The 24,073-nt window shown below is 46.4% G+C and carries 17 protein-coding genes, 1 tRNA gene and 1 rRNA gene; 16 read left to right on the top strand and 3 right to left on the bottom strand.

What is annotated here, in order from left to right:
* From V2546_RS14060 to V2546_RS14020, 9 genes are all read left to right on the top strand, one after another.
* Window positions 1-100, top strand: a 23S ribosomal RNA gene (locus tag V2546_RS14060); the annotation flags it as partial.
* Window positions 101-170: 70 nt separating this feature from the next.
* A tRNA-Gly gene (locus tag V2546_RS14055) sits at window positions 171-242 on the top strand.
* Between the two features lie 454 nt (window positions 243-696).
* On the top strand, window positions 697-2,016 hold the full coding sequence (locus V2546_RS14050) for an ATP-binding protein (protein WP_117471125.1): 1,320 nt from the start codon (window positions 697-699) through the stop codon (window positions 2,014-2,016).
* Window positions 2,017-2,297: 281 nt separating this feature from the next.
* Window positions 2,298-3,041, top strand: coding sequence for a LytTR family transcriptional regulator DNA-binding domain-containing protein (locus tag V2546_RS14045; RefSeq protein WP_329752660.1), 744 nt, complete (start codon window positions 2,298-2,300; stop codon window positions 3,039-3,041).
* Between the two features lie 277 nt (window positions 3,042-3,318).
* A complete protein-coding gene (locus V2546_RS14040) occupies window positions 3,319-3,867 on the top strand; it encodes a hypothetical protein (RefSeq protein ID WP_329752659.1) in 549 nt (182 codons plus the stop codon).
* A gap of 26 nt (window positions 3,868-3,893) precedes the next feature.
* The gene (locus V2546_RS14035) at window positions 3,894-5,201 is read left to right on the top strand and encodes an MBG domain-containing protein (RefSeq protein WP_329752658.1); all 1,308 of its coding nucleotides are present in this window, start codon (window positions 3,894-3,896) and stop codon (window positions 5,199-5,201) included.
* A gap of 191 nt (window positions 5,202-5,392) precedes the next feature.
* Window positions 5,393-6,925 (top strand): sodium/proline symporter, encoded by a 1,533-nt coding sequence (locus V2546_RS14030; RefSeq protein ID WP_329752657.1) that lies wholly within the window; start codon window positions 5,393-5,395, stop codon window positions 6,923-6,925.
* Window positions 6,926-7,090: 165 nt separating this feature from the next.
* Window positions 7,091-8,284, top strand: coding sequence for a M20 family metallopeptidase (locus tag V2546_RS14025; RefSeq protein ID WP_329752656.1), 1,194 nt, complete (start codon window positions 7,091-7,093; stop codon window positions 8,282-8,284).
* Window positions 8,285-8,301: 17 nt separating this feature from the next.
* Window positions 8,302-9,240: a 2-dehydropantoate 2-reductase gene (locus tag V2546_RS14020; protein ID WP_329752655.1), complete on the top strand. Its 939-nt coding sequence runs from the start codon at window positions 8,302-8,304 to the stop codon at window positions 9,238-9,240.
* Window positions 9,241-9,515: 275 nt separating this feature from the next.
* On the opposite strand, the gene V2546_RS14015 is transcribed toward V2546_RS14020, so the two are convergent.
* On the bottom strand, window positions 9,516-10,442 hold the full coding sequence (locus V2546_RS14015; protein WP_329752654.1) for a LysR family transcriptional regulator: 927 nt from the start codon (window positions 10,440-10,442) through the stop codon (window positions 9,516-9,518).
* A 142-nt stretch (window positions 10,443-10,584) separates the two neighbouring features.
* Here V2546_RS14015 and V2546_RS14010 point away from each other — a divergent pair, with 142 nt between their 5' ends.
* The 3 genes from V2546_RS14010 to V2546_RS14000 all read left to right on the top strand — a co-directional run bounded on the left by V2546_RS14010 (window position 10,585) and on the right by V2546_RS14000 (window position 13,822).
* Complete coding sequence (locus V2546_RS14010; protein WP_329752653.1) at window positions 10,585-11,973, top strand: sodium:solute symporter family protein; 1,389 nt, start codon at window positions 10,585-10,587, stop codon at window positions 11,971-11,973.
* Between the two features lie 140 nt (window positions 11,974-12,113).
* A complete protein-coding gene (locus V2546_RS14005) occupies window positions 12,114-12,929 on the top strand; it encodes an L-2-amino-thiazoline-4-carboxylic acid hydrolase (RefSeq protein WP_329752652.1) in 816 nt (271 codons plus the stop codon).
* Window positions 12,930-12,931: 2 nt separating this feature from the next.
* Entirely contained in the window at window positions 12,932-13,822 is an 891-nt protein-coding gene (locus V2546_RS14000; protein WP_329752651.1) for an L-2-amino-thiazoline-4-carboxylic acid hydrolase, read from the top strand.
* 156 nt (window positions 13,823-13,978) lie between these two features.
* Here V2546_RS14000 and V2546_RS13995 read toward each other — a convergent pair whose 3' ends face one another.
* Both V2546_RS13995 and V2546_RS13990 read right to left on the bottom strand, forming a co-directional pair.
* Window positions 13,979-15,463, bottom strand: a complete 1,485-nt coding sequence (locus tag V2546_RS13995; protein WP_329752650.1) for a HAMP domain-containing sensor histidine kinase — start codon at window positions 15,461-15,463, stop codon at window positions 13,979-13,981.
* Window positions 15,464-15,539: 76 nt separating this feature from the next.
* Window positions 15,540-16,220 (bottom strand): response regulator transcription factor, encoded by a 681-nt coding sequence (locus V2546_RS13990; protein WP_329752649.1) that lies wholly within the window; start codon window positions 16,218-16,220, stop codon window positions 15,540-15,542.
* A 294-nt stretch (window positions 16,221-16,514) separates the two neighbouring features.
* Here V2546_RS13990 and V2546_RS13985 point away from each other — a divergent pair, with 294 nt between their 5' ends.
* The 4 genes from V2546_RS13985 to V2546_RS13970 all read left to right on the top strand — a co-directional run bounded on the left by V2546_RS13985 (window position 16,515) and on the right by V2546_RS13970 (window position 23,527).
* A complete protein-coding gene (locus V2546_RS13985) occupies window positions 16,515-17,855 on the top strand; it encodes an efflux RND transporter periplasmic adaptor subunit (protein WP_329752648.1) in 1,341 nt (446 codons plus the stop codon).
* Window positions 17,856-17,857: 2 nt separating this feature from the next.
* Window positions 17,858-20,860, top strand: a complete 3,003-nt coding sequence (locus tag V2546_RS13980; RefSeq protein ID WP_329752647.1) for an efflux RND transporter permease subunit — start codon at window positions 17,858-17,860, stop codon at window positions 20,858-20,860.
* A gap of 165 nt (window positions 20,861-21,025) precedes the next feature.
* Window positions 21,026-22,183 carry a TolC family protein gene (locus V2546_RS13975; protein ID WP_329752646.1) on the top strand — a complete coding sequence of 386 codons (1,158 nt, stop codon included), beginning with the start codon at window positions 21,026-21,028 and terminating at the stop codon, window positions 22,181-22,183.
* A 93-nt stretch (window positions 22,184-22,276) separates the two neighbouring features.
* Entirely contained in the window at window positions 22,277-23,527 is a 1,251-nt protein-coding gene (locus V2546_RS13970) for a TolC family protein (RefSeq protein ID WP_329752645.1), read from the top strand.
* Window positions 23,528-24,073: the final 546 nt, after the last annotated feature.

Raw genomic sequence — 24,073 nt, 5'->3', positions numbered from 1 at the left:
GAAGTAAGACCCCTTGAAGACGACGAGGTAGATAGGGCAGAGGTGGAAGTGCAGTAATGCATGGAGCTGACTGTTACTAATCGGTCGAGGGCTTATCCAGGAAGGTCTGGTTGGTTGATGAAACGGTAAAGATGATTTTCAATATGTGGTTTTGAAGGTATGTTACCTATGCACGAGTGGCTCAGTGGTGGAGTATCGCCTTGCCAAGGCGAGGGTCGCGGGTTCGAATCCCGTCTCGTGCTCGCTTTTTGAGGATATCCAGTGTGGGTATCCTCTTTTTTTGTGGAAAAAGAGTTTGCGATGCAGATGAAGTGTGGATAAGTAACTAAAATGAAAGGATCATCAAGTGGACAGCAGGTTTCTTGAGTGTTCGAGCCCTGCCGGGTTTGAACGGTTCGAATGTCTACGCTTCGCTCCGGTCGTCGCAGGCGAACGTCTCTCGGACGTTCTGCGACGCCTCGTGCTCTTTTTTATAAGGATATCCAGTGTGGATGTCCTTTTTTTGTGAAAAAATCATTTACCAGCGGTGTCTATTATAAAAAGTTGCTTGAAAAAGTTTGCACTTTATCGAAAAAGTCACTTGAAAAAGTTTATATTTTATCAAAAAGTCGTTTAAAAAAGTTTGTTATATCTTATATAACTCCCTTGAAAAAATGAATATTCCGTTGTACTCTATAGAAAAGAGGTGAAATCATTATGCTGAAAAGAAAAATTGAAAAAAAATTAATCGCTTGGAAAAACACAGAAAATCGAAAACCATTGATTATTAAGGGGTGCAGGCAATGTGGCAAAACATTTTCTGTTCTTGATTTCGCAAAGAAAAATTATAAAAATGTTGTGTATTTGAATTTTTTTGAAAATCCAGACTATGTTGCTGTATTCTCAGGCTCTCTGGAAGTAGATACGATTGTTATGATGCTCTCGGCCTTACTTGGTAAGGAAGCAGTCTTTGAAAGTGGCAATACTGTTTTAGTCCTGGATGAAATTCAGGAGTGCCCAGAAGCTCGAACAGCTTTGAAATTTTTTCGCATGGATGGGCGTTACGATGTGATAGGTACGGGATCACTTTTGGGTGTAAAAGGATATGGAAAAGAACCAAAATCGGTCCCAGTTGGGTCGGAAACGGTAATTGATATGTATCCACTGGATTTTGAAGAATTCCTGTGGGCAAATGGAATTGAAACTCCGGTGATTGAACTGTTGAAAACATGTTTGCAGAATGAAAAAACAGTTCCGGAAGCATTGCACAAGCGTATGAAACAGTTGCTCTTGCAGTATACAGTTGTTGGCGGCATGCCGGATGTGGTACAGACATTTGTAAGCACAAAACAGATGGACGAAGTTCTACAGATTCAACGAGATATTGTTCGGTCATATGAAGATGATATGATAAAATACGCAGAAAAAAAAGATAAATCAAGGATCAAAGAATGTTTTCAGTCTATTCCTAAACAACTCAGTAAAGAAAATAAGAAATTTCAGTATTCAATTGTCAAAAAGGGATCTACCGCTTCAAAGTATGCTGGAAGCTTGCAATGGATCGAGGATGCAGGTATTATTGTGCGCTGTTATAATCTTAGTATTACGGAACTGCCTTTAGACGGAAATGCAGAAGAAAATACATTTAAAGTGTATATGCGCGATTGTGGTCTGTTTGTCAGCATGTTGGAGGATGGTACGCAATACGATATTCTTCAAGGAAATCTTCATGCTTATAAAGGAGCAGTTTTCGAAAATCTGATTGCTGATATTTTCAGTAAAATGGGAAGAAAACTTTACTATTTCCATAAAGACAGTGGACTTGAGGTGGATTTTGTGATCCGTTATAAAGGTGAATGCACATTGGTAGAGGTAAAAGCATCTACAGGTAATACAAAAAGCACCAGAACAATCCTGAATCATCCTGAAAAATACCATGTCAGTCATGCAATCAAACTTGGAGACTATAATGTTGGACGTGCGGAACAGATACTTACACTTCCACTCTATATGGCATTTTTGCTAAAAGAAATATAAAAGTGTGCATCTTTTTCAGGGAGCTACGTAGCACTGACTTTATCTAGATATTATACTTCGCAATATATCAAAATAAAGCTGATATATTGCGAAGTGATTGTCTCATCATTCTGCTATTCGATTTGTTTACTTCTCCTTTTATGTCTTTCTGTGTTTGGGAATCTCAAAAATCCAAATTTCGACATCATGTGCAGGAAGAATTGATTCTGCTGTGAAATCCACTTATAATTTCAGATATAAAAGCTTCAATAAAATATAAAATCTTACGGAGGAAATGTTACATGCCGGAAGAAAGATACATAACGATCGTCTCGGCGAGGAAAACGATCGCTTTAAGAGTGAGTACGATCTTATATGTTCTGATGAATGGAAAATACGCAAATATCCATGTGCTGGGAGACCAGGTGTATCGGACGACGATGACGCTTGGGGAGATTGAGGAGAAGATCGGGGACGGATTTTTGCGGGTGCATCGCGGCTGCCTTGTGGCTGTCATGGCAATTCACAACGTCACAGATACCATCAATCTCAGTAATGGGGAATCCCTGGGGTATACGGCCCGTAAGAAAGGGGAGATCATGAAAACACTCCGGAATGTCCAGCAGGGCATGATCCGGGAATTTCAGAATCATGGGGTCCCGATGACGAATGATGAGTACCATGACTATTACCGCAGTTTCGATCAACTCCCATTCGCATTTACGGATATCGAGATGGTATTTGATGAGGAGAAACGAGCAGTTGACTGGATCTTCCGCTATGGAAATCCGGAACTTGCGAGGCTGGAAAAACTGCCGTTAGACCGGCTGATCGGAAATTCATTCGGAAGTCTTTTCAGCAATATGGATTCCAAATGGCTTCGAAGCTATGAACGGGCCGTCCTTTACGGGGAGAAACTGGAGCTCATCGACTACAGCCCGGAAATCGATGCGAATCTGAAGGTCACATGCTTCCCGACTTTTCCGGGGCACTGCGGCTGCATCCTGTTCAATATTTCGGAGATCGAATTTGTGAACAGCAGATAGCAGCTATTCGTTCCTGTTGCAAGTCTATTCGTTCCAAGTCTATTGATTGGCAAATGAAAAATAGTAGAATAAAGTCTGATATTTGAGCTGGTGAAAAGTTCGATATATTAGGAAAAAAGTCTTATGATGACAACACAAAGGAGATGGCAGTATGAGAAAACGACTTCAAAGAGCAGCCGCGATCGGAATGGCGGCAATCCTATGTATACAGAATGCGTAGTTCGGTCTGACAACATTTGCGGATGAGCTTTCCGACTTCGCGAGGATGGAAGGAATTATGAATGCACAGGCAATGCGCATGACACCGGCAAATGCTGTTAAAAATTTGTCAGGGGGGGTGCTTGCTGAGGATAGTGATAAAGGAGAAAACGGAGAGATAAAAGAAAATCTGGATGGAAGCAGAGTCTACGATGGAACTTCTGTGGATCTCACACCATCGACAGATGGAGACGGTGCAAGAAGTTATATCGTTGAAAATACAGAGACGGGTGATGTTCTGACAACGGATCCGGTCAATGTGGGAACCTATAAGGCTACGTATTCGGTCGCAGAGGGAACCAATTATCAGGCAGGTTTAATTTCGTATGAATTTGCAATCACAGAAGCCGAGATGAAAAACGTCACGGCAAATGGATATGAAGGAATCTATGATGGTCATTCACATGTGATTGAGGTTTCTGTACAGGATGAGCTTGTAAAAGATGAGGTGGTAGAATACGGACTGGAGCCGGATACTTATAACGGAACAGATGCACCGGAACTTATACGGTTTACTATCAGATCACAGCACCGAACTACAAACCTTACACAGGAAGCGCGATTGTAACGATCACGCAGAAAGAGATTCAGGTTGTGACAGCAGATCAGGAGACAACCTATCTGGAAGAAGCTCCGAAGTTTACCGTTGATTCAGTAAAGGGCATGGTAGGAGAAGAAACTCTTGAAAATCAGCATGCGGTTTTATCATTTGTCACTGCATATACAAAAGGCAATGATGTCGGGGAGTATGCGGTTCAGGCAGTGGTAGATGGCCTGAAGAACTATAAGGTCGAGGTTGTACCGGGTACATTGAAAGTACAGCGCAGAACTCCGGTATTTACCGATTCTGCAAACCTGTATACAACTCGCGTCTATGACGGAAAAGCTGTGGATCTGACTCCGGTAACGGACGGGGACGGAACGATGAGCCGTGTGATTACGAACCGGGAGACGAATGAGGTCTTAACGTCTGATCCGGTCGATGTGGGAGAGTACCGTGTGGCTTACAGTGTTTCGGAAGGAAAGAATTACACAGAGGGAAGTGTTTCCTACGACTTTGCGATCACACAGGCTCCGCTTGTGATCACTGCAGAGGATAAGAATGTTGTATTCGGAGCAAAAGCACCGGAGTATACAGTTGTTTATGATGGATTTGTAAACGGCGAGACGGAAGCGGTTCTTACCGGAACTCTGGTTGTAACCTGCGATTACACAGTGGAAAGCCGTGAGTCTGCTTATGAGATCGTTCCGTCCGGACTTTCTGCAAAGAACTACGCGATCATCTGGAAGAATGGTGTTCTGACAGCACGCTATCCGGAGAGTGACAATGACGACTATGAGGAAACTTCCAAACCGGCGAACAGCAAGATGCCGAAATCCGGAACCAACAATCCGGGACAGGGAGCGACCGCGAAGGATGCGAAAAAAGGCTATGTGAATGAAAATTACGGTATTGTTTCCGGAAAGACACTTACCGAAGAAATGTTAAAGAATGACAACGGAAGCCTGAATGATGGCTACAGTCACTGGATACAGACAAACGCAGGCTGGTGGTTCCGCTACGCAGACGGAAGTTATCCGAAGGCAGCGGGAGCAGTAAATTCCGGATCCGGCAATTCTTCGGCAGCTCAGAGTTATGAGTGGATTCAGATCGATGGAAACTGGTGGGCATTTGATACAGATGGCTATCTGGCTACCGGATGGATCTTTGATCCGGTTTACGGAAACTGGTTCTACGTGGATGCCAACACCGGAATGAAGACCGGCTGGGTCCAGATCGACGGAAAGTGGTATTACTTTAATCCGGTTTCCGACGGAACAAAGGGAATCATGTTCGCGAACCGCATGACACTGGACGGCTGGTTTGTCCGGGAGGACGGAAGCTGGGATGAGAAGCGGTAATGATACCGAGATCAGGATCTCATGAAAATTGAACAAAGGCAGGAAAAGGTCGGCACGGGAAATGTGCCGACCTTTTTTCGGACACAAATCCCCAGAAAACACTTGCAATCCGGCCATTTTCTGATATACTAAACTACATTAACGCTTTATTAAACTAATATAGCAGACTAAAATGAGAGGAAGTATGAAAAATGAATGGAGCAATCATCGGTGTTTTTCTTGTGATCATTGCCTATCTGGTGATGATGCTGGCAATCGGTTTCTTCTATTCTAAAGGAAACAATGACTCCAGCGATTTCTATCTTGGCGGAAGAAAATTAGGTCCTTTTGTGACTGCCATGAGCGCGGAGGCATCGGATATGAGCAGCTGGCTGCTGATGGGATTGCCGGGAGTGGCTTATCTCAGCGGTATCTGTGATGCATCCTGGACTGCGATCGGACTTGCCATCGGTACCTATTTAAACTGGCTGATCGTGGCGAAACGCATCAGGAGATACAGCGCAAAGACGAATTCGATCACACTGCCGGATTTCTTTGCAAACAGGTATCGTGATGATTCGAAACTGTTATTGGGAATTTCCGCAATTTTTATTATTATCTTTTTTGTCCCGTATACAGCGTCCGGATTCGCGGCATGTGGAAAACTGTTCTCCACATTATTCGGAATTCCGTATACGGCGGCTATGCTGATCAGTGCTGTCGTTATTGTCGGTTACACAGCACTCGGTGGATTCATGGCGGCGAGCTTTACGGATCTGATCCAGAGTATTGTTATGACGATCGCACTTGTCCTTGTGGTATGCTTCGGCGTATCCATGAGCGGCGGTGTCAGCACAGTTATTGCAAATGCGAGAGAACTTCCGGGCTTTTTATCATTAACAGCTACATATAACAGCGAGGCAGGAACCGCTTCCTCTTATGGAACCATAACAACCGTCTCTACTCTTGCCTGGGGGCTTGGTTACTTTGGAGTTCCGCATGTGCTTCTCCGCTTTATGGCGACGGAAAACGAGGAGAATATATCACTTTCCAGACGCATCGCGACGGTATGGGTCGTTATCTCTATGGCAGTTGCGATCTTTATCGGCGTTGTCGGTTACAGCCTCTCAAAGAATGGCGTGATGGCAGAGTTAAAGGGATCCGCTTCGGAGACGATCATCATTCAGGTTGCGACACTCTTAAGCCAGCATGGGTTCCTCGCGATCATCGGAGCAGGTATCACACTCGCCGGAATCTTAGCCTGCACGATGTCCACCGCAGATTCCCAGCTTCTTGCGGCATCTTCCGCTGTTTCTGAGAACCTGTTAAAGGGGATGTTTGGCGTAAACCTTACGGAGAAGAGAACGATCCATGTTGCCCGGGCGACGGTCCTCTTTATCGCAGTGATCGCAGTATTTTTAGCGGGAAATCCTGACAGCTCCGTATTTGGAATCGTGTCCTTCGCTTGGGCTGGATTCGGTGCAGTGTTTGGACCTGTCGTTCTTGCGGCATTATTCTGGAAACGTTCCAACAGGAACGGTGCGCTTGCTGGTATGATCGCAGGCGGAGTCATGGTATTTGTATGGAAATACTGCGTTCGTCCGTTAGGCGGTGCATGGAATGTGTATGAGCTTCTTCCGGCGTTTATCATTGCAATGCTCTGTCTGATTGTTGTCAGCCTTGCGACCGGTGAGCCGTCAAAGGAGATCCAGGAGGAGTTTGAGGAAGTAAGAGTAGGAAAATAATTGCCGGAACAGATCGGTGAAATCGGAAGAAAAGACTGGAAAATTTAGGCGAAAAGAACTATAATACGCATTAAGAGACCTGACAAGTAGGTTTTTGTCAGGTCTTTTTCCTTATAAGAATATTGCAGTGAATTTATGGGATAAAAGAAAAGGAGATTGTGGATAATGGACGAATTACAGAAGAAAATTGTGGATTATGTAGAGGCAAACGGCAAGACATATCAGCAGATCGCTTTGGAGATCCATGAGAAGCCGGAGGTCAGCAATTATGAGTTTTTCGCTTCCAAACGTCTTGCAGATCAGATTAAGAGCGTGGGATTCGAGGTAGAGATGCCGGCAGCTGGTCACAGAACCGGTTTTGCGGCGAGCTATAAATCCGGGAAACCCGGTCCGGTCATGGTTTTCCTTGCGGAGTACGATGCCCTTGTAGGACTTGGACATGGCTGTGGACATAACCTGTTTGGAGCAACTTCTTCTCTGGCGGCTGCGGCGTTAAAGAGCGTGATCGATGAGGTCGGCGGTGAGGTACGTCTCTACGGAACTCCTGGCGAGGAAGGCGGAGAGAATGGAAGTGCAAAGGGAAGTTTCGTCCGTGAGGGCTACTTTAAGGACGTCGATGCGGCACTTTCCGCACATCCGGGCGTTGGCCATCAGCTTACCTCAAAGACACTAGGCTGCGTACCGATCGATATCGAGTTCTGGGGCAAGGCATCCCACGCGGCTGCGGCACCGGAACAGGGAATCAATGCTTTAGACGCATTGATCCAGACATACAATTCCATCAATGCCCTGCGCCAGCATTTAAGCGATGATGTGCGTATCCACGGAATCATCGTAAACGGTGGACAGGCGCCGAACACAGTACCGGATTATGCGGCAGCAAAATTTTATCTGAGAGCGGCTGCATCCAGCACTTTAAAGGATGTGTACGCGAAGGTAGAGCGGATCGTGGAAGCTTCCGCAATGGCAATGGGCGCAAAGGGCAGCATGAAGCCGTATCAGAACTGGGTAGAGAATATGGTGCCGACTCCGTCCTTTGATGCAGTTTATGAGAAGAACCTGAAACTGTTCGGCGAGACAGCGAAACCGGCAGGAGACCGCATGATGGGATCCACCGACATCGGAAATGTTTCCCAGGTTGTTCCGGCGATCCAGCCGACCATCAATATCAGCGATGAGCCGATCAAGGGCCACAGCAAGGAAATGGTTGCTGCGGCATGCTCACAGAAGGGACTGGATTCGATTCTTCTTGGCGCGAAGGTGCTTGCATTTACAGCGTTGGATCTGATCCGCGAGCCGGAAACATTAAAGAAGATCAAAGAAGAACATGCCTATGAGGTAGAGCATCAGGCAGACTGATCGAGGAGAAAAATATTATGAAATATCTGATCATCGGTGCAGGAGGCACCGGAGGAATTCTTGGTGCCTATATGACAAAGGCGGGAAAAAACGTGACGCTGATTGCGAGAAATGCTCATCTTGCCGCTATGAAGGAACATGGACTTACCGTCCGCCATCTCTGGGATGAAACTGTGGAGACGATCCCAGTGCAGGCGGAAAATATGGAATCTTATGAGAAAAAGATCGAGACAGCAGGGGAGGAAGAAAAGCCGGATGTGATCCTCGTGTGTGTCAAGGGATATTCCCTGGACAGCACGGTACCTTTTATCCGGAAGATCGCAAAGAAGAGCACGATCGTGATCCCGATCCTCAACATCTACGGAACAGGTAGGCGTCTTCAGGAAAAACTGCCGGGAATTCTTGTGACGGATGGATGTATCTATGTGTCCGCCAACATCGAAGGCCCGGGTGCCCTTGTGCAGCACGGAAAGATCCTGCGGGTCGTATTCGGCGTCCGGGAAAAGAGCGAGTTTCGGGAAGAACTTAAGGAAATCGCGAAGGACTTCAACGATAGCGGAATCTCCGGGGAACTTTCCGAAAATATCCGCCGGGATGCCCTGGAAAAATTCTCCTATGTATCCCCGATCGGTGCTGCAGGCCTTTACTATCATGCCACAGCGGCAGATTTTCAGAGAGAGGGCGAGGAGCGCGAGGCGTTCAAGGCGATGATCCGCGAGATCATGGTGTTGGCGGAGGCGATGGGGGTTCCGTTTGAGAGAGACTATGTGAAAGTCAACCTTGAGATCTTATCCCATCTCGCACCGGAGTCCACGACATCCATGCAGAGAGATGTGATGGAAGGAAAGCAGTCAGAGATCGATGGGCTCGTATATGAGGTGGTCCGCATGGGCGAGAAGTACCATGTTCCGATGCCGGTGTATAAGAAGATTGCGGATGAGCTGAAAGAAAGATAAAGAATACTTGCAAAAGGCGGATGAGTTGAAAGAAAAATAACAGAAATTCAAAAGCGAATAGAATCGTATAAAAATACTGCGTGCAGATTAATTTTGCAGGCAGCATTTTTTTGCGTGTGCCTTGCGGCGCACGTTTCTAAGTATGATGAACTTACCGCCAGTCTGCGTTGAAAGTCCACAAGGGGTGTTGCGATTGCCGACACCCCCAAAGTTTATATCGTGAGACATAGTATTGTTATCGATAAAAGTCATAACTGTTATTGAAAAAATGATAATTACAATTCTTGAAACATCCAAGTTAATTCTTTAATGAACTCTTTGGCAATAGGAGAAAGCGTATAGTCTTCATGTCGGATCCAGCCAATTTCAGAAGTAATTGTGCATCCATCAATTAGAAAAGAACGTAAATTTTTGGAAGTTTCTATTTTCCGGTAGCCCTGTTTTAAATCAGAAGACACATAATAAGCATCTGTATGTTCAAGAGTATCATAAATAATAGCACGGGATCCAGCAATAATACGATTTTTGTTTTCTGGGATTCCTAAGCGGGAAAAAATATCAGAAAATGGTCCGGAATGTAAATTAGGGTGAACAACCATAGGATAATCTGCCAGCACAGATGCGGGAATAGAATCTTTTTTTTGATAGAATAATGGATTGCCGCACCCAACCATAATACATATGTTAACTGTGGTTAAAGGAGTAAATAAAATTTTTTTGGCAAAAAACTGGCGCATGTAAATTTGCTTATAACAATCCCAAATGCGTACAATTCCTATTTCAACTTGCTGATTAGAGACATGCTCAATGGTCTCATCCCCAATTCCGTCATAATGATATATATGAATACCAAGAGAGCGGTAATGCTGATATAATTTTGCGCAAATAGGAGCGATAAAACGAAAACCATTGCTGGAAACAGAAAATGAAACTCTCTCATCAAATTTTTTTTGCTTACAGACCTGCTCTAATTGAGTCATTTGTGAGCATATTGGTGTGATATAAGAAATAAAATCACGTCCAAAAGAAGTTAACTGGATTCCTCGATTATTTCTGAAAAAGATGGATTGCCCAAGCTCTTCTTCTAAATTTTTTATGGAAGTGGAGAGTGTGGATTGAGAAAGAAACATTGTGTTAGCAGCCTGATTGAATGAACCACATTTCGCTACTTCTAAGACATATTTGAATTGTTCAAAAGTCATAGATTACCTCCAATATTTTGATAACTATAATCAAAATTTTAAATTAACAGTTTGTAATTGTCAAGTGATATACTTAATGCAGTGAAGAGGTCGACAGTCTTCGGATGTTACAGGAAATTACTGGCAAAGAAAGGAAAAGTGTATGGCAAGTGTTTTAGATTGGGCGTTGATTATTATTTATATGTTGTCTATGGTTGGCGTGGGTATGTATTTTAAAACAGATGACAGCATGCAGGACTTTGCGGTTGCAGACAAAAAACTGGGACTTTCTGTAATGACAGCGACTATGCTGGCGACTGCAGTTGGTGGGGGCGCATTAACCGGAAGTGTTGGTAATAGCTATATGAATGGAATTGTTGAAGTTCCGAAAATTATTATTTTGCTTTGCATCAACTTATTTATGGGACTATTTGTAGCAAAGAAGATGAGAAATATCGGAGGCTTTACAGCACCGGAAATGTTGGGAAGAGTATATGGAAAAAAGTGTCAGACACTGGGCGGTCTGTTTTGCGCAATATATATGATGGGAACAGGACCAGCTATGCAGTCGATTGCGCTTGGTACATGTATTCACCTGCTGCTCGGTGTAAATATGAAAGTTGGAATGATTATTGGTATGGCAATTATTTTGGCATATACGCTTTCAAGTGGAATGTGGGGAGTTGCAATGACTGATTATGTTCAGTTTATTTTCCTTGCAGGAGGTGTTTTACTTGCTACAGCTATGGTATATAGCGGAGCAGGTGGTTGGTCAGGAATTACATCATCAGTTCCCGCAGAACATTTACAGTTAGATACATCTGGAGCCATTAAATTGATTTGTGCCACATCACTTCCCGTTCTCATTGATGGAAACAGATATTCAAGATTCTTTTCTGCGAAAGATGCCAAAACAGCTCAGATCAGTACACTTATTGCTGCAGTTCCACAATGTCTTCTGTTAGTTATGTCTTTAGTAATGGGATTGGCTGCGGTCGTTTTACTGCCAGCAGATCTTCCAAAGGATATGGTATTTGCAACATTATTGATGCAGTATCTTCCAACAGGAATTAAAGGACTTTGCATTGCAGCACTGATGGCGGCGATTATGTCTACTGCAGATTCGTATATGTTATCAGGAGCAACTAATATTTCTGTGGATATTTATAAAACTTATATTAATCCAAAAGCAACGGATAAACAAATGGTGATCGTTACCAAAGTGGGTATTTTAGCAGTCGGTCTTCTCGGATTGGGTTTTGCGTTACTTCTTCCGGATGTAATGTCGGTCTGGACTTTAAGTTCAACAGCATATGTAGGCGGATGTCTTGTTCCAATGTTATATGGAATTTTTGGAAGCGGGAAAAAATCTTATACAGGTGCTTTAATTTCTATGATTGGCGGCGGGGCAGTGGCCTTGATCTGTGATTTAAATAAAATCGTTATATTTGGATTACCGGCAATTGTCTATGGTATTATTGTGAGCGCAGTTTTGTTTTTTGGAATTACACCATTTGCAAAAGATGCCAAAATTGTAGATATCCGCAAGTAAGTTGAAGGAGGATGTAAATGGATATTTTAGTATATGGAAGTATTGTTATCATGGCAGGATTTGTGATCTGGATGATTTTCCAATTCATGAAGGAATGGCCTAATTATTCAAGGAAAAAGGGTAGAAAGGAAGAATAATCTATGAATTGTATACAGGAATTAGAGGCGCAGAATCTCCAGGATTCCTGGAGTATCCTATATTTTGGACTGGCAGAATATCTTCTAAATCAGTCAGAACAAGGTGAGGAGCTGGTGAGAAGTGCTGTCCGTACATATGGGGAACTAGTAGGAAATAGAGAGCGCGAACAGCAGAGAAAGAAAGGAATAAAAACAAATCTGCAAAATTTTTATATATGGCCACAGGTACGTTTTGAAGATCCAAGATTATTAGAAAAGCAGCAGAGGTTAAATGAGCAGGTAGCATTAACAGATGTGATCAGATGTCCATTTGCATCTAGTGCAAGAAGGTATGGAACAGAAAAAGTGGCAAAATTGTTTTGTGAAGAATTTACAGCGGCTTGCATCGGAGCATATACAGAAAATATTGCACAGGTCAATATTTCAGAAGTACTCACAGAAGATGAAAATAATCGTTGCAGAATAGCTTCTTACTTTAGACCTGCCAATTCTAATGACGATTATAAAATGCATTTTAATTCATTTGAAGAGCCTAAAACAGATGTATCGTGTGTGAACCAGACGATGAAGGAAGCTGTGAAAAAATGGAATATATGTGCGAGATTTATGGTACAGGCATTTTGCAAAGAGAATTCAGAACAGAAAGCAACAGAACTGACAGCATATAAAATTGCAGAGTTTCTAGAGTCAAGATCCAAAAGTATGGAGCAGACATTAGATTATAGTTTTGTAAAGCGGAACTGTGCGCTTTCAATAGATGAGTTTGTATATTTCCGAAAAAAACTGGAATGTTTGTTGAAATTAAAAGGGGAGGAGTAACCATGTATACAAATAATCAATTGGAAGTGATTCATCTTCAGGATAGTTATACAATTATGTATGCATTGCTCGCAAGAGAGATTATGAACGCTCTTGGAGAAAAGGGGGAACGAATCGTCCGCGAAGCAACGAGGCGATATGGCAAAGACCGTGGTCGAACTCGAAGAGAAAAGCACGAGGCACTGGGTGTAAAAATTAATATGCATAGTCTGTTTGCCGTATGCAGTGATCTGCCGTCAGATCCGAGATTTCGCAGGGATCGCTTGAAATTGACAGATGAAGAACGAAATTCACATACACTTGTTTGCCCGATGGCAGAAGTTTGGGATCAATATGATGCAAGAAGAATAGGAAGAATTTATTGTGAAGAATTTCATCGCGCATGCTATCAGGAATATGCATTTGGTCTGACTCAGGTTAATCTGGCACAGACCCTGACACAAGATGGGGATGGCTATTGCGATTTCCACGTTGTTTTGAGAAAGGCAAATGTTCCGTCCGACAAGAAAGCGAAGTGTTTTGCGGAATATGATCCAGGTTATAAGGTCCCTCAGATTGACGGTTCAGCTGCAGCAGGTAAATCGGGATTCTCTTCATTATGTGTAAGAGTTTACTATTATATGCTGGAAGTTTTATATGAGGAATGTCCAGATCAGGCGGTAAAAGTAATGACAAAGGCACTTCATGTATGGGCGGAGGATGCTGCAGAACATTTAATACAGGAGTCAACGGAAATGCATCAAAAGCTTAGCAGAGAATTTGCAGATAAACATTTTCCATTATATGTAAATATGGATGATGATCCACTGTGGAATAAGTATGACCGTTATGGTGCTAAAGAATTGTTGAAAACAGAATTTTATAAGAATTTTTTTGAAAGATTAGGAATTTAAAAAAAAGGACTGGCAAAAAGCATTACGGTGTTTTGCCAGTCCTTTTTGCCTCAGTGCTTTATTTTGTCACGAATATACCGCAAAAAGACAGAATATTTTAATGGTTGGGCAGTGCAGGCGTTTACATTATGAAGTCTGCAGACGGCGGGGATAAAACTAAGATTCCTGCGGAACATCGGCTTTTGTCACTTCAAACCAGAACACGGTTTCTTTTTCGTCGGAATCCACCCCATATTTCATTCCGTGGGCATTTAAGATCGTACTGACGATGGAGAGTCCGATCCCGGTACCCATGCGGCGGCCGCTCTGGTGCTGGCTTCGCTGGTAGCGCTCCCAGATGATCTTTTTGTCCTCCTCTGAGATCGGGGTGCCGGGATTCGTTACGGAAAGTCGGACAGTGTGATTAGCTTTGGTTTCCAGAGAGACGGTAATGGTATCGCCTTCCGGAGTATGATTGATGGCGTTGTAGAGAAGATTCCGGAGTACCTGACTGAGCTTTAACGGGTCGGCATATATAAAAACAGACTCTTTGGGAGCGTCAAAGCGAACCCGGATCCCGTAAGTCGCGGCGGCTGCCGCGCAGTGGGAGGTCTCGGATTCCGCCAACCCTGTGAAATCAAAGAATTCCGGACGGAGCCTGATATAGCCGGACTGAAGCTGGGAATAATCTAAAATATCATTTACCATCTCACTCATTCGGTTGGATTCCTCAATAATAAGGTCCAGATCTTCGTTTCTGGCCGCCTCATCTTTCCAGTGAATGTCCCGGACAAGTTCTGCATAGCCGGAGATCACGGAAAGTGGAGAGCGGAGCTCATGGGAAACATTAGCGATGACTTCCTTTCGAAGAACATCGACGCGGGCCAGAGCCTGGCCGAGAAGTCCGACAGATTCCGCCAGTTCGCCGAGCTCATCCTGGCGGTTTACATCGGCGCGGGCGGAAAAATCATTTTCTGCGAGCCGGTTCACCGTGTGTTTGATTGCAAAGATCGGCTTTGTGAAATATCCGGAGCCCACGGCGGCGAGGATGGACGCGGCGATGGTCAGGACCACGGTGAGAATGATCAGCTGCATCCGGTTGAATGTAAAGGCTGTATCGGTACGGATCATATTTTCAATCAGAAGATAGGCGTTCTCACCGGCGTAGGTGACAGGGATCCCAATATGGATATTGATTATATGGTGATCGCTTTTTAATACGTTCTGATAGATCTGGCGTGCCTTAACATTGGAAAACTCATCGGAATTTCTGATAAATTTCCAGATTCCGTATTCAGGCTCATTCTGAACACCGGCAAGGAGATGGCCATAGCTGTAAATATCGGTCAGATCTCCTGCATCGTCTACGAGAAAGATCGTTCCGTCGATCATCCGGCTCAAAAAAGGCAGAAGACGATCGTCTTCCGTCAGGTCCCGGTTTGTCAGGTCGCTCATAACCGGCTGCAGCTGTTTTAAGGAGTTGGACAGGGCTGTCTCCGCATAGGTGTGTTCGAAGAAAAAGACCTGTACGAACCACATACAGGCTGCGGTCAGGACAACAAGCCCCATCATCATGCCCCAGAGCTGAAACATCAGCCCGGGGCGTTTTTTTCTGTGAAGAGCTTTCAGCTCGGATTTTTTGGTTTCATTGATATTTTCCATAATTTTCCTTTATCGGTAATGTTTTTCAATTCCAGTCAGTATCTGAGGTGTGCCCGGCGGGAGCTGTCAGGCCGAATTACCGGATCGCGGCATCAGGATCGAATTTATATCCGACGCCCCATACGGTCTGGATCATGGAGCGGTACGGGCCGAGACGGTCACGGACAGATTTAACGTGGGTGTCCACGGTGCGTCCGTCGCCGCAGTAGCTGTATCCCCAGACATCCTGAAGGAGCTTGTCCCGCCTCATGACAGTTCCGGGATTTTTCACAAGCTCCAGGAGGAGATCAAATTCCTTCGGGGCAAGAACCAGCTCCCTCCCGGAGATGGAGGCGGTGCGGGAATCCGGGCGGATCTCAAGCTCTTTATATTGATAGGAGAGAACAGCACTTTTCTTTCCGTTGCGTTTTAAGACCGCGCCCACCCGCGCCATGAGCTCTTTCGGGCTGAAGGGTTTTGAGACGTAGTCATCCACTCCGAGACCAAAGCCTGTGAGCTTATCGTATTCTTCGTTTCTGGCGGTCAACATGATCACCGGGATCTCGCTGGTCTTGCGGATCCGCTCTAACGTTTCGAAACCGTCGAGTCCCGGCATCATAACGTCCAGGATCACGAGATCGAAATGATCATTCTGTAATTTTTCCAGTGCCGCAAGTCCATCTGCGGCCTCATCACATTCATAATGCTCCACTTCTCCATATGTTCGAACCAGTTTCCTGAGACGGATATCGTCGTCAACGATCAATAGTTTTGACATTAATATTGTACCTCTATTCTATAATTTCATGAATTACACGTATATTTGATAAAATTATACATTTTCATTTGCAGATAATCGGTTTGGACATAAAAGTTTTTCCAACATTTGTGTCATAGCCGGCTGGCATTTCTATCTAAAGATATATCATAAAAATCCCATCTGTGAAAGAGTCCTCACAATTTCCTGAAAATTTCCTCACAAAGTGTTCACAAATGACTTTTATATTATTGGCTATAACATTCAAAAAGGCAGAAAACAACAAGGATCATCAGGAAGGGAGCATATAGGATCATGAAAAAAAGGAACATCATCCTGTGTACGGCAGCAGGAGTCGTTGTAGTTGCAGCGGCAGCAGGTGTAATCGTGATGAAAGGAAACTCGTCGGGCGGCGGAATGCAGGGGGGTATGGGCGGCCCCGGCGGCGGTCCGGGAGGAATGGGCGGTATGCAGCAGGAAAGCCAGAGTACCGTGGTCCGTGCGGAGGAGCCGGAGACAGGAAGTATCTATCTGACAACGGAGCTGACTGGGACGGTGGAACCGGATGATGTGGTCCATGTATACGCAAAGGCATCCGGAGATATCACGGCGGTTTATGTGAAGGCGGGCGATACGGTCACGAAGGGCCAGGTCCTTTTTACGATCGATACGGAGCAGGTTGCAAATGCGAAAAATTCTGTGGATTCCGCGCAGGTAAATCTTCAGAAGGCTCAGAGTGATCTCGCAAGAATGCAGATCCTCTACGATGGCGGCGACCTCTCCGAACAGGAATATGAACAGTATACAAACGCGGTGAAGACGGCACAGCTCCAGTACAATTCCGCGAAGACCTCCTATGATCAGCAGGTCAGCTACAGCAGTGTGACGGCTCCGATCTCCGGAAAGGTGGAGAGCTGCAGCGCGGAAGTTTACGACCGGGCGAATATGAACGGAGAGCTCTGCGTGATCTCCGGCGAGGGCGAGAAGAAGGTGACATTCTATGTCACCCAGAGAATGCTGGAGAACCTTGCGGTTGGCGATTCGCTGACAGTAGAAAAGAGCGGAAATACATACAATGCAATGATCGATGAGATCAACACCATGGTGGACGATTCCACAGGAATGTTTAAGGTGGAGGCGCAGCTTACCGATACAGACAATAACGCGGCGACGGGAAGTACCGTGAAGCTCACCGTTACGACGGGAAAAGCCGAAAACGTCATGACGATCCCGGTGGATGCCGTGTATTACAGTGGCGGAAACGCTTACGTCTACCTGTATGAAGATGGAAAGGCGAAAAAAGCGTCCATCGAGGTCGGAATCAACGATGATGATTATGTGGAGGTCACAGACGGACTTTCCGCAGATGACCTTGTCGTGAGCACCTGGAGCAACAACCTGTATGAGGGCGCGGATATCCAGCTTTCCGGAAGCGACGACAGCCAGGCAGCCCCGGAAGGAGCAGGTGATCAGAACAGCCAGGCAGCCCAGAACGGAGAAGCTGGCGCACCGGATGGTCAGGCAGCTTCGGACGCAGCAGGCCATAACGGCGGAGCAGCCCCGGCAGGTGAGAATGCCCCGGCAGACGGAGCAGTCGGCGAGACACCAGCCGCAGATAACAGCGCTGCCGGCAGCAGTGCAGCACAGGAGGGCTGATCATGGGACTTACGAGATATGTATTAAAACGTCCGGTCACGACGATCTTAGCCCTGCTCTGTATCCTTGTTTTCGGTATCTCCTCCGTATTTAACGCGACACTGGAGCAGATGCCGGATACAGACCAGCCGATGCTGATCGTTCGCGCGTCATATTCCGGTGCAACACCGGAAGACATGGATGAACTGGTGACAAAGCCCATAGAGGATCAGGTCAGTACGCTGGAGGGCGTAAAGAGCATGTCATCCACCTCCAACGAGGGAAATGCCATGATCATGCTGGAGTATGATTATGATCAGGATATGGATGATGCCTACAATGAACTGACACGTTCCTTAAACAGCATCCGCGGACTCCCGGAGGACTGTAATACGAGCGTCATGGAGATGAACATGAACGGCGGAAACGACATCATGCTCTCCATCTCCCACGACACGCAGGAAGACCTCTACGACTATGTAGACCAGAACATCACACCGGTATTTGAGCAGCTTTCTACAGTTGCCCAGGTGGAATCCATGGGTGGTTCCTCCGAGTATGTGAAGGTGGAACTCGATCCGGTAAAGATGAAACAGTATAAAGTGACGGTGAATCAGATCACTAGTGCCATGGCGGCGTCAGATCTCTCCTATCCGTCCGGATCCGCGGAATACGGCGATCTCTCCCTCTCCGTCACAACATCCGCGAAGGCCGGCACGCTGGAGGATCTGAAAAAGGTTCCGATCACGACCCAGAGCGGTAAGACTGTGTATCTGGAAGACATTGCAGATGTGTACACCACGGAAGAACAAATGGGCGGTGTGTCCCGCTATAACGGACAGGAAACCATCTCCATCTCCGTATCGAAGAAGCAGGACATCTCCGCCATGAAGCTTTCCTCAGATGTAAAAGAAACGGTTGAATCTCTGGAGGCAGCAGATTCCGGACTTCACATCGAGATTGCCCGTGACAGTGCAGACAGCATCAAATCCTCCCTTCTGGATGTGGCTCAGACGATGGTTCTGGCAGTTATTATTTCCATGATCATCATCTGGCTTTTCTTCGGTGATATCAAGGCATCCCTGATCGTCGGAAGCTCGATCCCGACCTCCATTCTGGTATCCCTGATCCTGATGACGAGAGTCGGTTTTACCTTAAATGTCATTACTATGAGTGCTCTGGTTCTCGGCGTCGGCATGATGGTCGACAACTCCATCGTTGTTTTAGAGAGCTGTTTCCGGGCCATGGATAAGATGGATGGGCGCGGGTTCGTGGAGTACGCGAAGGCATCTCTGGAAGGCACTGGTCTGGTTGCCATGTCCGTCCTCGGTTCCACCCTGACGACCTGTGTTGTATTTATCCCTCTTACAACCTTAAACGGAATGAGCGGCCAGATGTTCACACCGCTCGGCTGGACCATCGTATTCTGTATGAGTGCGTCCCTGCTTTCCGCGATCACGGTCGTTCCGCTGACATATATGCTGTATAAGCCGAAGGAACGGGAAAAAGCACCGTTATCCGGTCTTATGAAGCTGCTTCAGTTCGGATACCGGAAGCTACTTCCGATGGTACTGAAACATAAAGCCATCGTCATGCTGGGCTCTATCGGACTTGTCGCAGCTACGCTCTTCCTCGCGAGCGGCATGCAGAGTGAGCTCATGACATCCGATGATAACGGTACGATCTCCGTGACGATCACCACAAGACCAGGTCTTCTCGATGAGAAGGCAGATGATATCCTGACTCAGGTGGAATCTATCGTCAGCAGCCACGAGGATGTGGATTCCTACATGCTCCGTTACAACGGCAGCAGCGGAACCGTCAGTGCCTATTTAAAGGATGACAGAAAGATGAGCACGGATGAGATCGTATCTGAGTGGGAAGACGAGATGTCAGGTCTTGAGAACTGTACCATTGAGGTAGAGGCGTCTGCTTCTATGAGCTTCATGGGAAGACAGAATGATTATGAGGTGATCCTTGACGGTTCTGATTACGACACGGTGAAGGAAGCCGCGGACAAGATCGTAAGCGAGATGGTTGCCAGAGATGATGTAAAGAATGTCCACTCCGATGTGGAGAACACGGCTCCGGTTGTATCCATCAATGTAGATCAGGTGGCAGCTTCCGCGGAAGGTCTCACGGCGGCATCCATCGGACAGCAAGTAAAGCAGATGCTTGACGGAACCGAGATCGCGACCCTAACCATCGACGGAAATGAGGTCAGCGTCAAGGCAGAGTATCCGGAAGGTATGTACCGCACGGTTGAGCAGGTAAAGAATATGCTGATCACGACAGGAAGCGGCGGAACCGTAGCGGTTTCCGATGTGGCGGATGTTGTCTTTAAGGATAACCCATCCTCCATCTCCAAGACCGATAAAGCGTACGAGGTTACGATCACGGCGGATTATGTAAACGGAAATGTGAAGAATCTCATCGACAGCGAGGTGGTTCGGCCGAATCTTCCGTCCGGTGTGACCATCGGTACAAACTCCAGAAACCGTATGATGGCGGAGGAATTCTCATCCCTGTATCAGGCCATCGCGGTTGCGGTATTCCTGGTATTCGTAGTCATGGCAGCCCAGTTCGAATCCCCAAAGTTCTCCTTCATGGTCATGACAACGATCCCCTTCAGCCTTGTCGGTTCCTTCGGACTTCTGAAGCTGACCGGCACGACCATCAGTATGACATCTATTTTGGGATTCCTGATCTTAATTGGTACGGTCGTAAACAACGGTATCCTTTATGTGGATACAGTCAATCAGTACCGGATGACGATGGAGCTTAAGACTGCCCTTGTTGAGGCCGGAGCGACACGTCTCCGCCCGATCTTAATGACAAGCTCCACCACGATCCTCTCCATGATCCCGATGGTGCTCTCCACAGGAAGCAGCGCGTCCACGACGAAAGGTCTGGCGATCGTAAATATCGGTGGTCTGACGGCTGGTATTCTGGTTGCATTATTCATTCTTCCTGTTTACTACGCGATCATGAACGGTAAGAAGGAGAGAAAGGTACTGGATATTTAAATTGGGGTTTAAAATAAAAGGTCATAAAAAAGGATTAAATTAAGGATTAAATTTAAAGGTTTCATTAAAAAAGGTTTAAAAGGATAAAAAGGTTTTGGGAACACCCTGGGGGAATTTATCCCCAGGGCGGACCTGTATCTGCCGCAGAAAGGAATGGATATCAGCATGAAGAAATGGAAGATTGCAGGCTTGTTCGCTATGGCACTTATGATGAGTGTGACGCCGCTCCAGGCGTTCGCGACCAGCCCGGAATTTGCATATACAGCGGAAAAATGGGCGTCTCTCCAGGATAACAAGCTGGAATACGGGGAGATTGCGGACTTGATCCACGAGTACAACACGACAGTCCGCCAGAATGAGCTGGACTACCAGAAATATAAGGGAAAGACCAGCACGGATATCGCAAAGGAGTATTATGATTCCGCAAGCGAGGTATCCGAGCGGATCAGCTACCCGGACGATGACAGCGCAAACTACGCGGGACAGATCTCCCAGGCGTTAAACAGCGAGATCTCCGTGGATAACCTGACGGAGCAGGGAGATAACAACGTGGATGACGGTGAGATAAAGCGCCTTGGATATGAACAGGCGGAGAAAAGCATCGTGCAGCAGGCACAGAAGCTGATGATCTCCTATTATAGTGGGAAGGCATCCCTGGATACCTTAGAGGATGCAGTGACCCAGGCGGAGACCACATACACCCAGGCGCAGACGAGAAAATCCGCGGGAATGACCCTGCAGTCGGAGGTCGACAACGCGGCGGAGGCGGTTACAAATGCGAAGGCGTCCCTGCAAGCCGCGAAGAGCAGTTTAGAGCAGACGAGACAGCAGCTCATTATCATGTCAGGCTGGAACTACAATGATTCCGTGGAGATCGGAAGTCTGCCGGATGTGGACACCTCCGCAGTTTCCTCCATTAATGTGGATTCAGATATCCAGACAGCTATTGCGAACAACTACAGCATTAAAATTACGGAGCGCAGACTTGCGAACTCCCAGTCGGAGAACAACAGAGCGACTTATACAAGCACACTGTCGAATCAGAAAGACACGGTTTCCACAAACGTGAAGAACGCCTACAACAGCCTGGTACTCGCAAAGGACAGTTACGAACAGGCGAAGACGAACTATGAGCTTGCGGAGAAGGAACGGGCAGCAGCAGAGCTAAGACTCTCCGCCGGAACCATCACAAAGAAGACATACGCAAAGCAGGAATCTGCCTGCCTTTCTGCGAAAACTTCCATGGAATCTGCAAGGTTAAGCTTTCTCACCGCGAAGGTCACATATGACTGGGCTGTGGCAGGACTGGCGTCGGCGTCATAAGTTCCTTTTTGCCGGGAATGATTCCTGTCACAGCAGAAAAACGCAAAATGGCATGGAATGTAGTTTGGGAATGAGTTGATGTGAGGTGAAAGAATGAAAACATATAAAAAATGGATGGGCGGTCTGCTATTCGGCGCGGCAATTTTCGCGGCAGCCGGAGGTGGGAACAACGCGGACAGTATCCTCGGAAATATGCATGGATTGATTGCCGGAGCGTTCTCATCCTGCAAAATCATATCTTACGCAGCGGAATCCGATTCCGTAGATTCAAGCCAGATCACGAAGATCGAGTACAGCGATCTGCGGGAACTGATCAAAGCGGGAAACTTTTCCTATCTGCAGAGTCAGGACAGCCAGAACCGCCAGAGTGCGCCCTATGAAAAGATGCACGAGACGTTAAAGGAAGAGTACAACTACCTGAAAAAGATGGCGGACTCCTATAAGGATGACGGCGATACAGAAATGCAGGCACTCTACGAGAATAACGCGAAGAATATCCGCACTTCCATGGCGCAGGTGCAGTCTACGATCAACCGAATGAATTCCGCAAGTCAGGAGAAGACCATGGAGGATCTGGCGGATACCCTGGCGGCATCGGCACAGAACCTGATGAACTCCTACAACCAGATGGCAGCCAATGTGGCGGCGATGGAAAAAAATGTGGAGGCGGCGCAGAGTTCCTACGACGCGGCGGTGAAGAAACGGTCGGCTGGTCTCATCAAGGATACGGAGCTGGAGTCGGAGAAGAGCAGCCTGGAACGGCAGCAGAACTCCCTGGCATCCCTGAAAGAGCAGCAGAGTGAATTGAAGGAAAGTCTTCTGACGCTGCTCGGACTTTCCGGGCGCACCGATGTGGAGATCGGCACAGTCCCGGATCCGGATATGGCGGCGATCCGTGCAGTTTCTGTGGAGAATGACCTTCAGACAGCCATCAGCAACGATCCCACCTGGGTCAGCGAGATGAAATCAAAGGTCACCGGAACGGATAACCGGGAGCTCAGAAAGCAGCGGATCAGCGAGGCATCCCAGAACGCGGAGATCAGCCTGAGATCCACATACGAGAATCTCCAGAATGCCGTATCCCAGTATGAGGCAGCGGAGAGCGCCTATTCCGCCGCAAAACAGGCATGGGATACGGTGCAGAAGAAGCAGGCAGCAGGCATGCTCTCAAAGAACGCCTATCTTTCCGGTGAATCCGCATGGCTCTCCGGCGAGGCAGCGATGAATACGGCAAAACTGAATCTCGTCTCCGCCTACGAGTCCTATGTATGGCAGGTGGCCGGTGTTGAGACCGGCGCATCCGCCGGAGCTTCCGGCGGTGGCGGGGCACCGGCCGGAAGATAGAAAAACGTAGCAAAAAGAGTACATGTAAAAGTGTGCTCTTTTTTGCGCTTTTCAGAAAAAATACCGGGGCCGATTTTGGATGTAATAAAGGTGGTATATTTAGTTTATAAATTTTAGAAAATATTCAAATAACTTGTTTTGGTAAAAATTAGTGCTATAATATACCCCGTATGTAAATTGTAAAAATTCTTAAATCAAGCGGAAGTTATAAGGACTTACTTTGGCATGACCACACAAGATAAGAGAATATAATACTGATTTGCAAATAAAAAGAAGGAGAGACTGCACATGAAACAACGATGCTTATCGTTGGTATTGGCAATTAGTATGATCATGGCCTCGGCAAGTCCATTTTCATACGCAAAAGATACCCTGGTGGGGTATTGCAAAATACTAGAACGACTACTACAGATGAAACAGAAGAGATACTGCCGATAAAGGCAACAGATTCAGAGGCATCTGATATACAGAAATACCCGTTGGATGACAAAGAACACATAGCAAGCGCTTCTAACCCAGCTCTTTTTGCCACAAAAAAGACCAAAC

Source organism: Clostridium sp. CM74B_53 (assembly GCF_036318045.1).
GTDB lineage: Bacteria > Bacillota > Clostridia > Lachnospirales > Lachnospiraceae > Pilosibacter.
Note: the sequence above shows the minus strand (reverse complement) of the source record. Positions and strands in the feature narration are given on the sequence as shown.

Coding starts and splice junctions, on each gene's coding strand:
- V2546_RS14050 (WP_117471125.1), top strand. CDS start 697: ATGCTGAAAAGAAAAATTGAAAAAAAATTAATCGCTTGGAAAAACACA.
- V2546_RS14045 (WP_329752660.1), top strand. CDS start 2,298: ATGCCGGAAGAAAGATACATAACGATCGTCTCGGCGAGGAAAACGATC.
- V2546_RS14040 (WP_329752659.1), top strand. CDS start 3,319: ATGAATGCACAGGCAATGCGCATGACACCGGCAAATGCTGTTAAAAAT.
- V2546_RS14030 (WP_329752657.1), top strand. CDS start 5,393: ATGAATGGAGCAATCATCGGTGTTTTTCTTGTGATCATTGCCTATCTG.
- V2546_RS14025 (WP_329752656.1), top strand. CDS start 7,091: ATGGACGAATTACAGAAGAAAATTGTGGATTATGTAGAGGCAAACGGC.
- V2546_RS14020 (WP_329752655.1), top strand. CDS start 8,302: ATGAAATATCTGATCATCGGTGCAGGAGGCACCGGAGGAATTCTTGGT.
- V2546_RS14015 (WP_329752654.1), bottom strand. CDS start 10,442: ATGACTTTTGAACAATTCAAATATGTCTTAGAAGTAGCGAAATGTGGT.
- V2546_RS14010 (WP_329752653.1), top strand. CDS start 10,585: ATGGCAAGTGTTTTAGATTGGGCGTTGATTATTATTTATATGTTGTCT.
- V2546_RS14005 (WP_329752652.1), top strand. CDS start 12,114: ATGAATTGTATACAGGAATTAGAGGCGCAGAATCTCCAGGATTCCTGG.
- V2546_RS14000 (WP_329752651.1), top strand. CDS start 12,932: ATGTATACAAATAATCAATTGGAAGTGATTCATCTTCAGGATAGTTAT.
- V2546_RS13995 (WP_329752650.1), bottom strand. CDS start 15,463: ATGGAAAATATCAATGAAACCAAAAAATCCGAGCTGAAAGCTCTTCAC.
- V2546_RS13990 (WP_329752649.1), bottom strand. CDS start 16,220: ATGTCAAAACTATTGATCGTTGACGACGATATCCGTCTCAGGAAACTG.
- V2546_RS13985 (WP_329752648.1), top strand. CDS start 16,515: ATGAAAAAAAGGAACATCATCCTGTGTACGGCAGCAGGAGTCGTTGTA.
- V2546_RS13980 (WP_329752647.1), top strand. CDS start 17,858: ATGGGACTTACGAGATATGTATTAAAACGTCCGGTCACGACGATCTTA.
- V2546_RS13975 (WP_329752646.1), top strand. CDS start 21,026: ATGAAGAAATGGAAGATTGCAGGCTTGTTCGCTATGGCACTTATGATG.
- V2546_RS13970 (WP_329752645.1), top strand. CDS start 22,277: ATGAAAACATATAAAAAATGGATGGGCGGTCTGCTATTCGGCGCGGCA.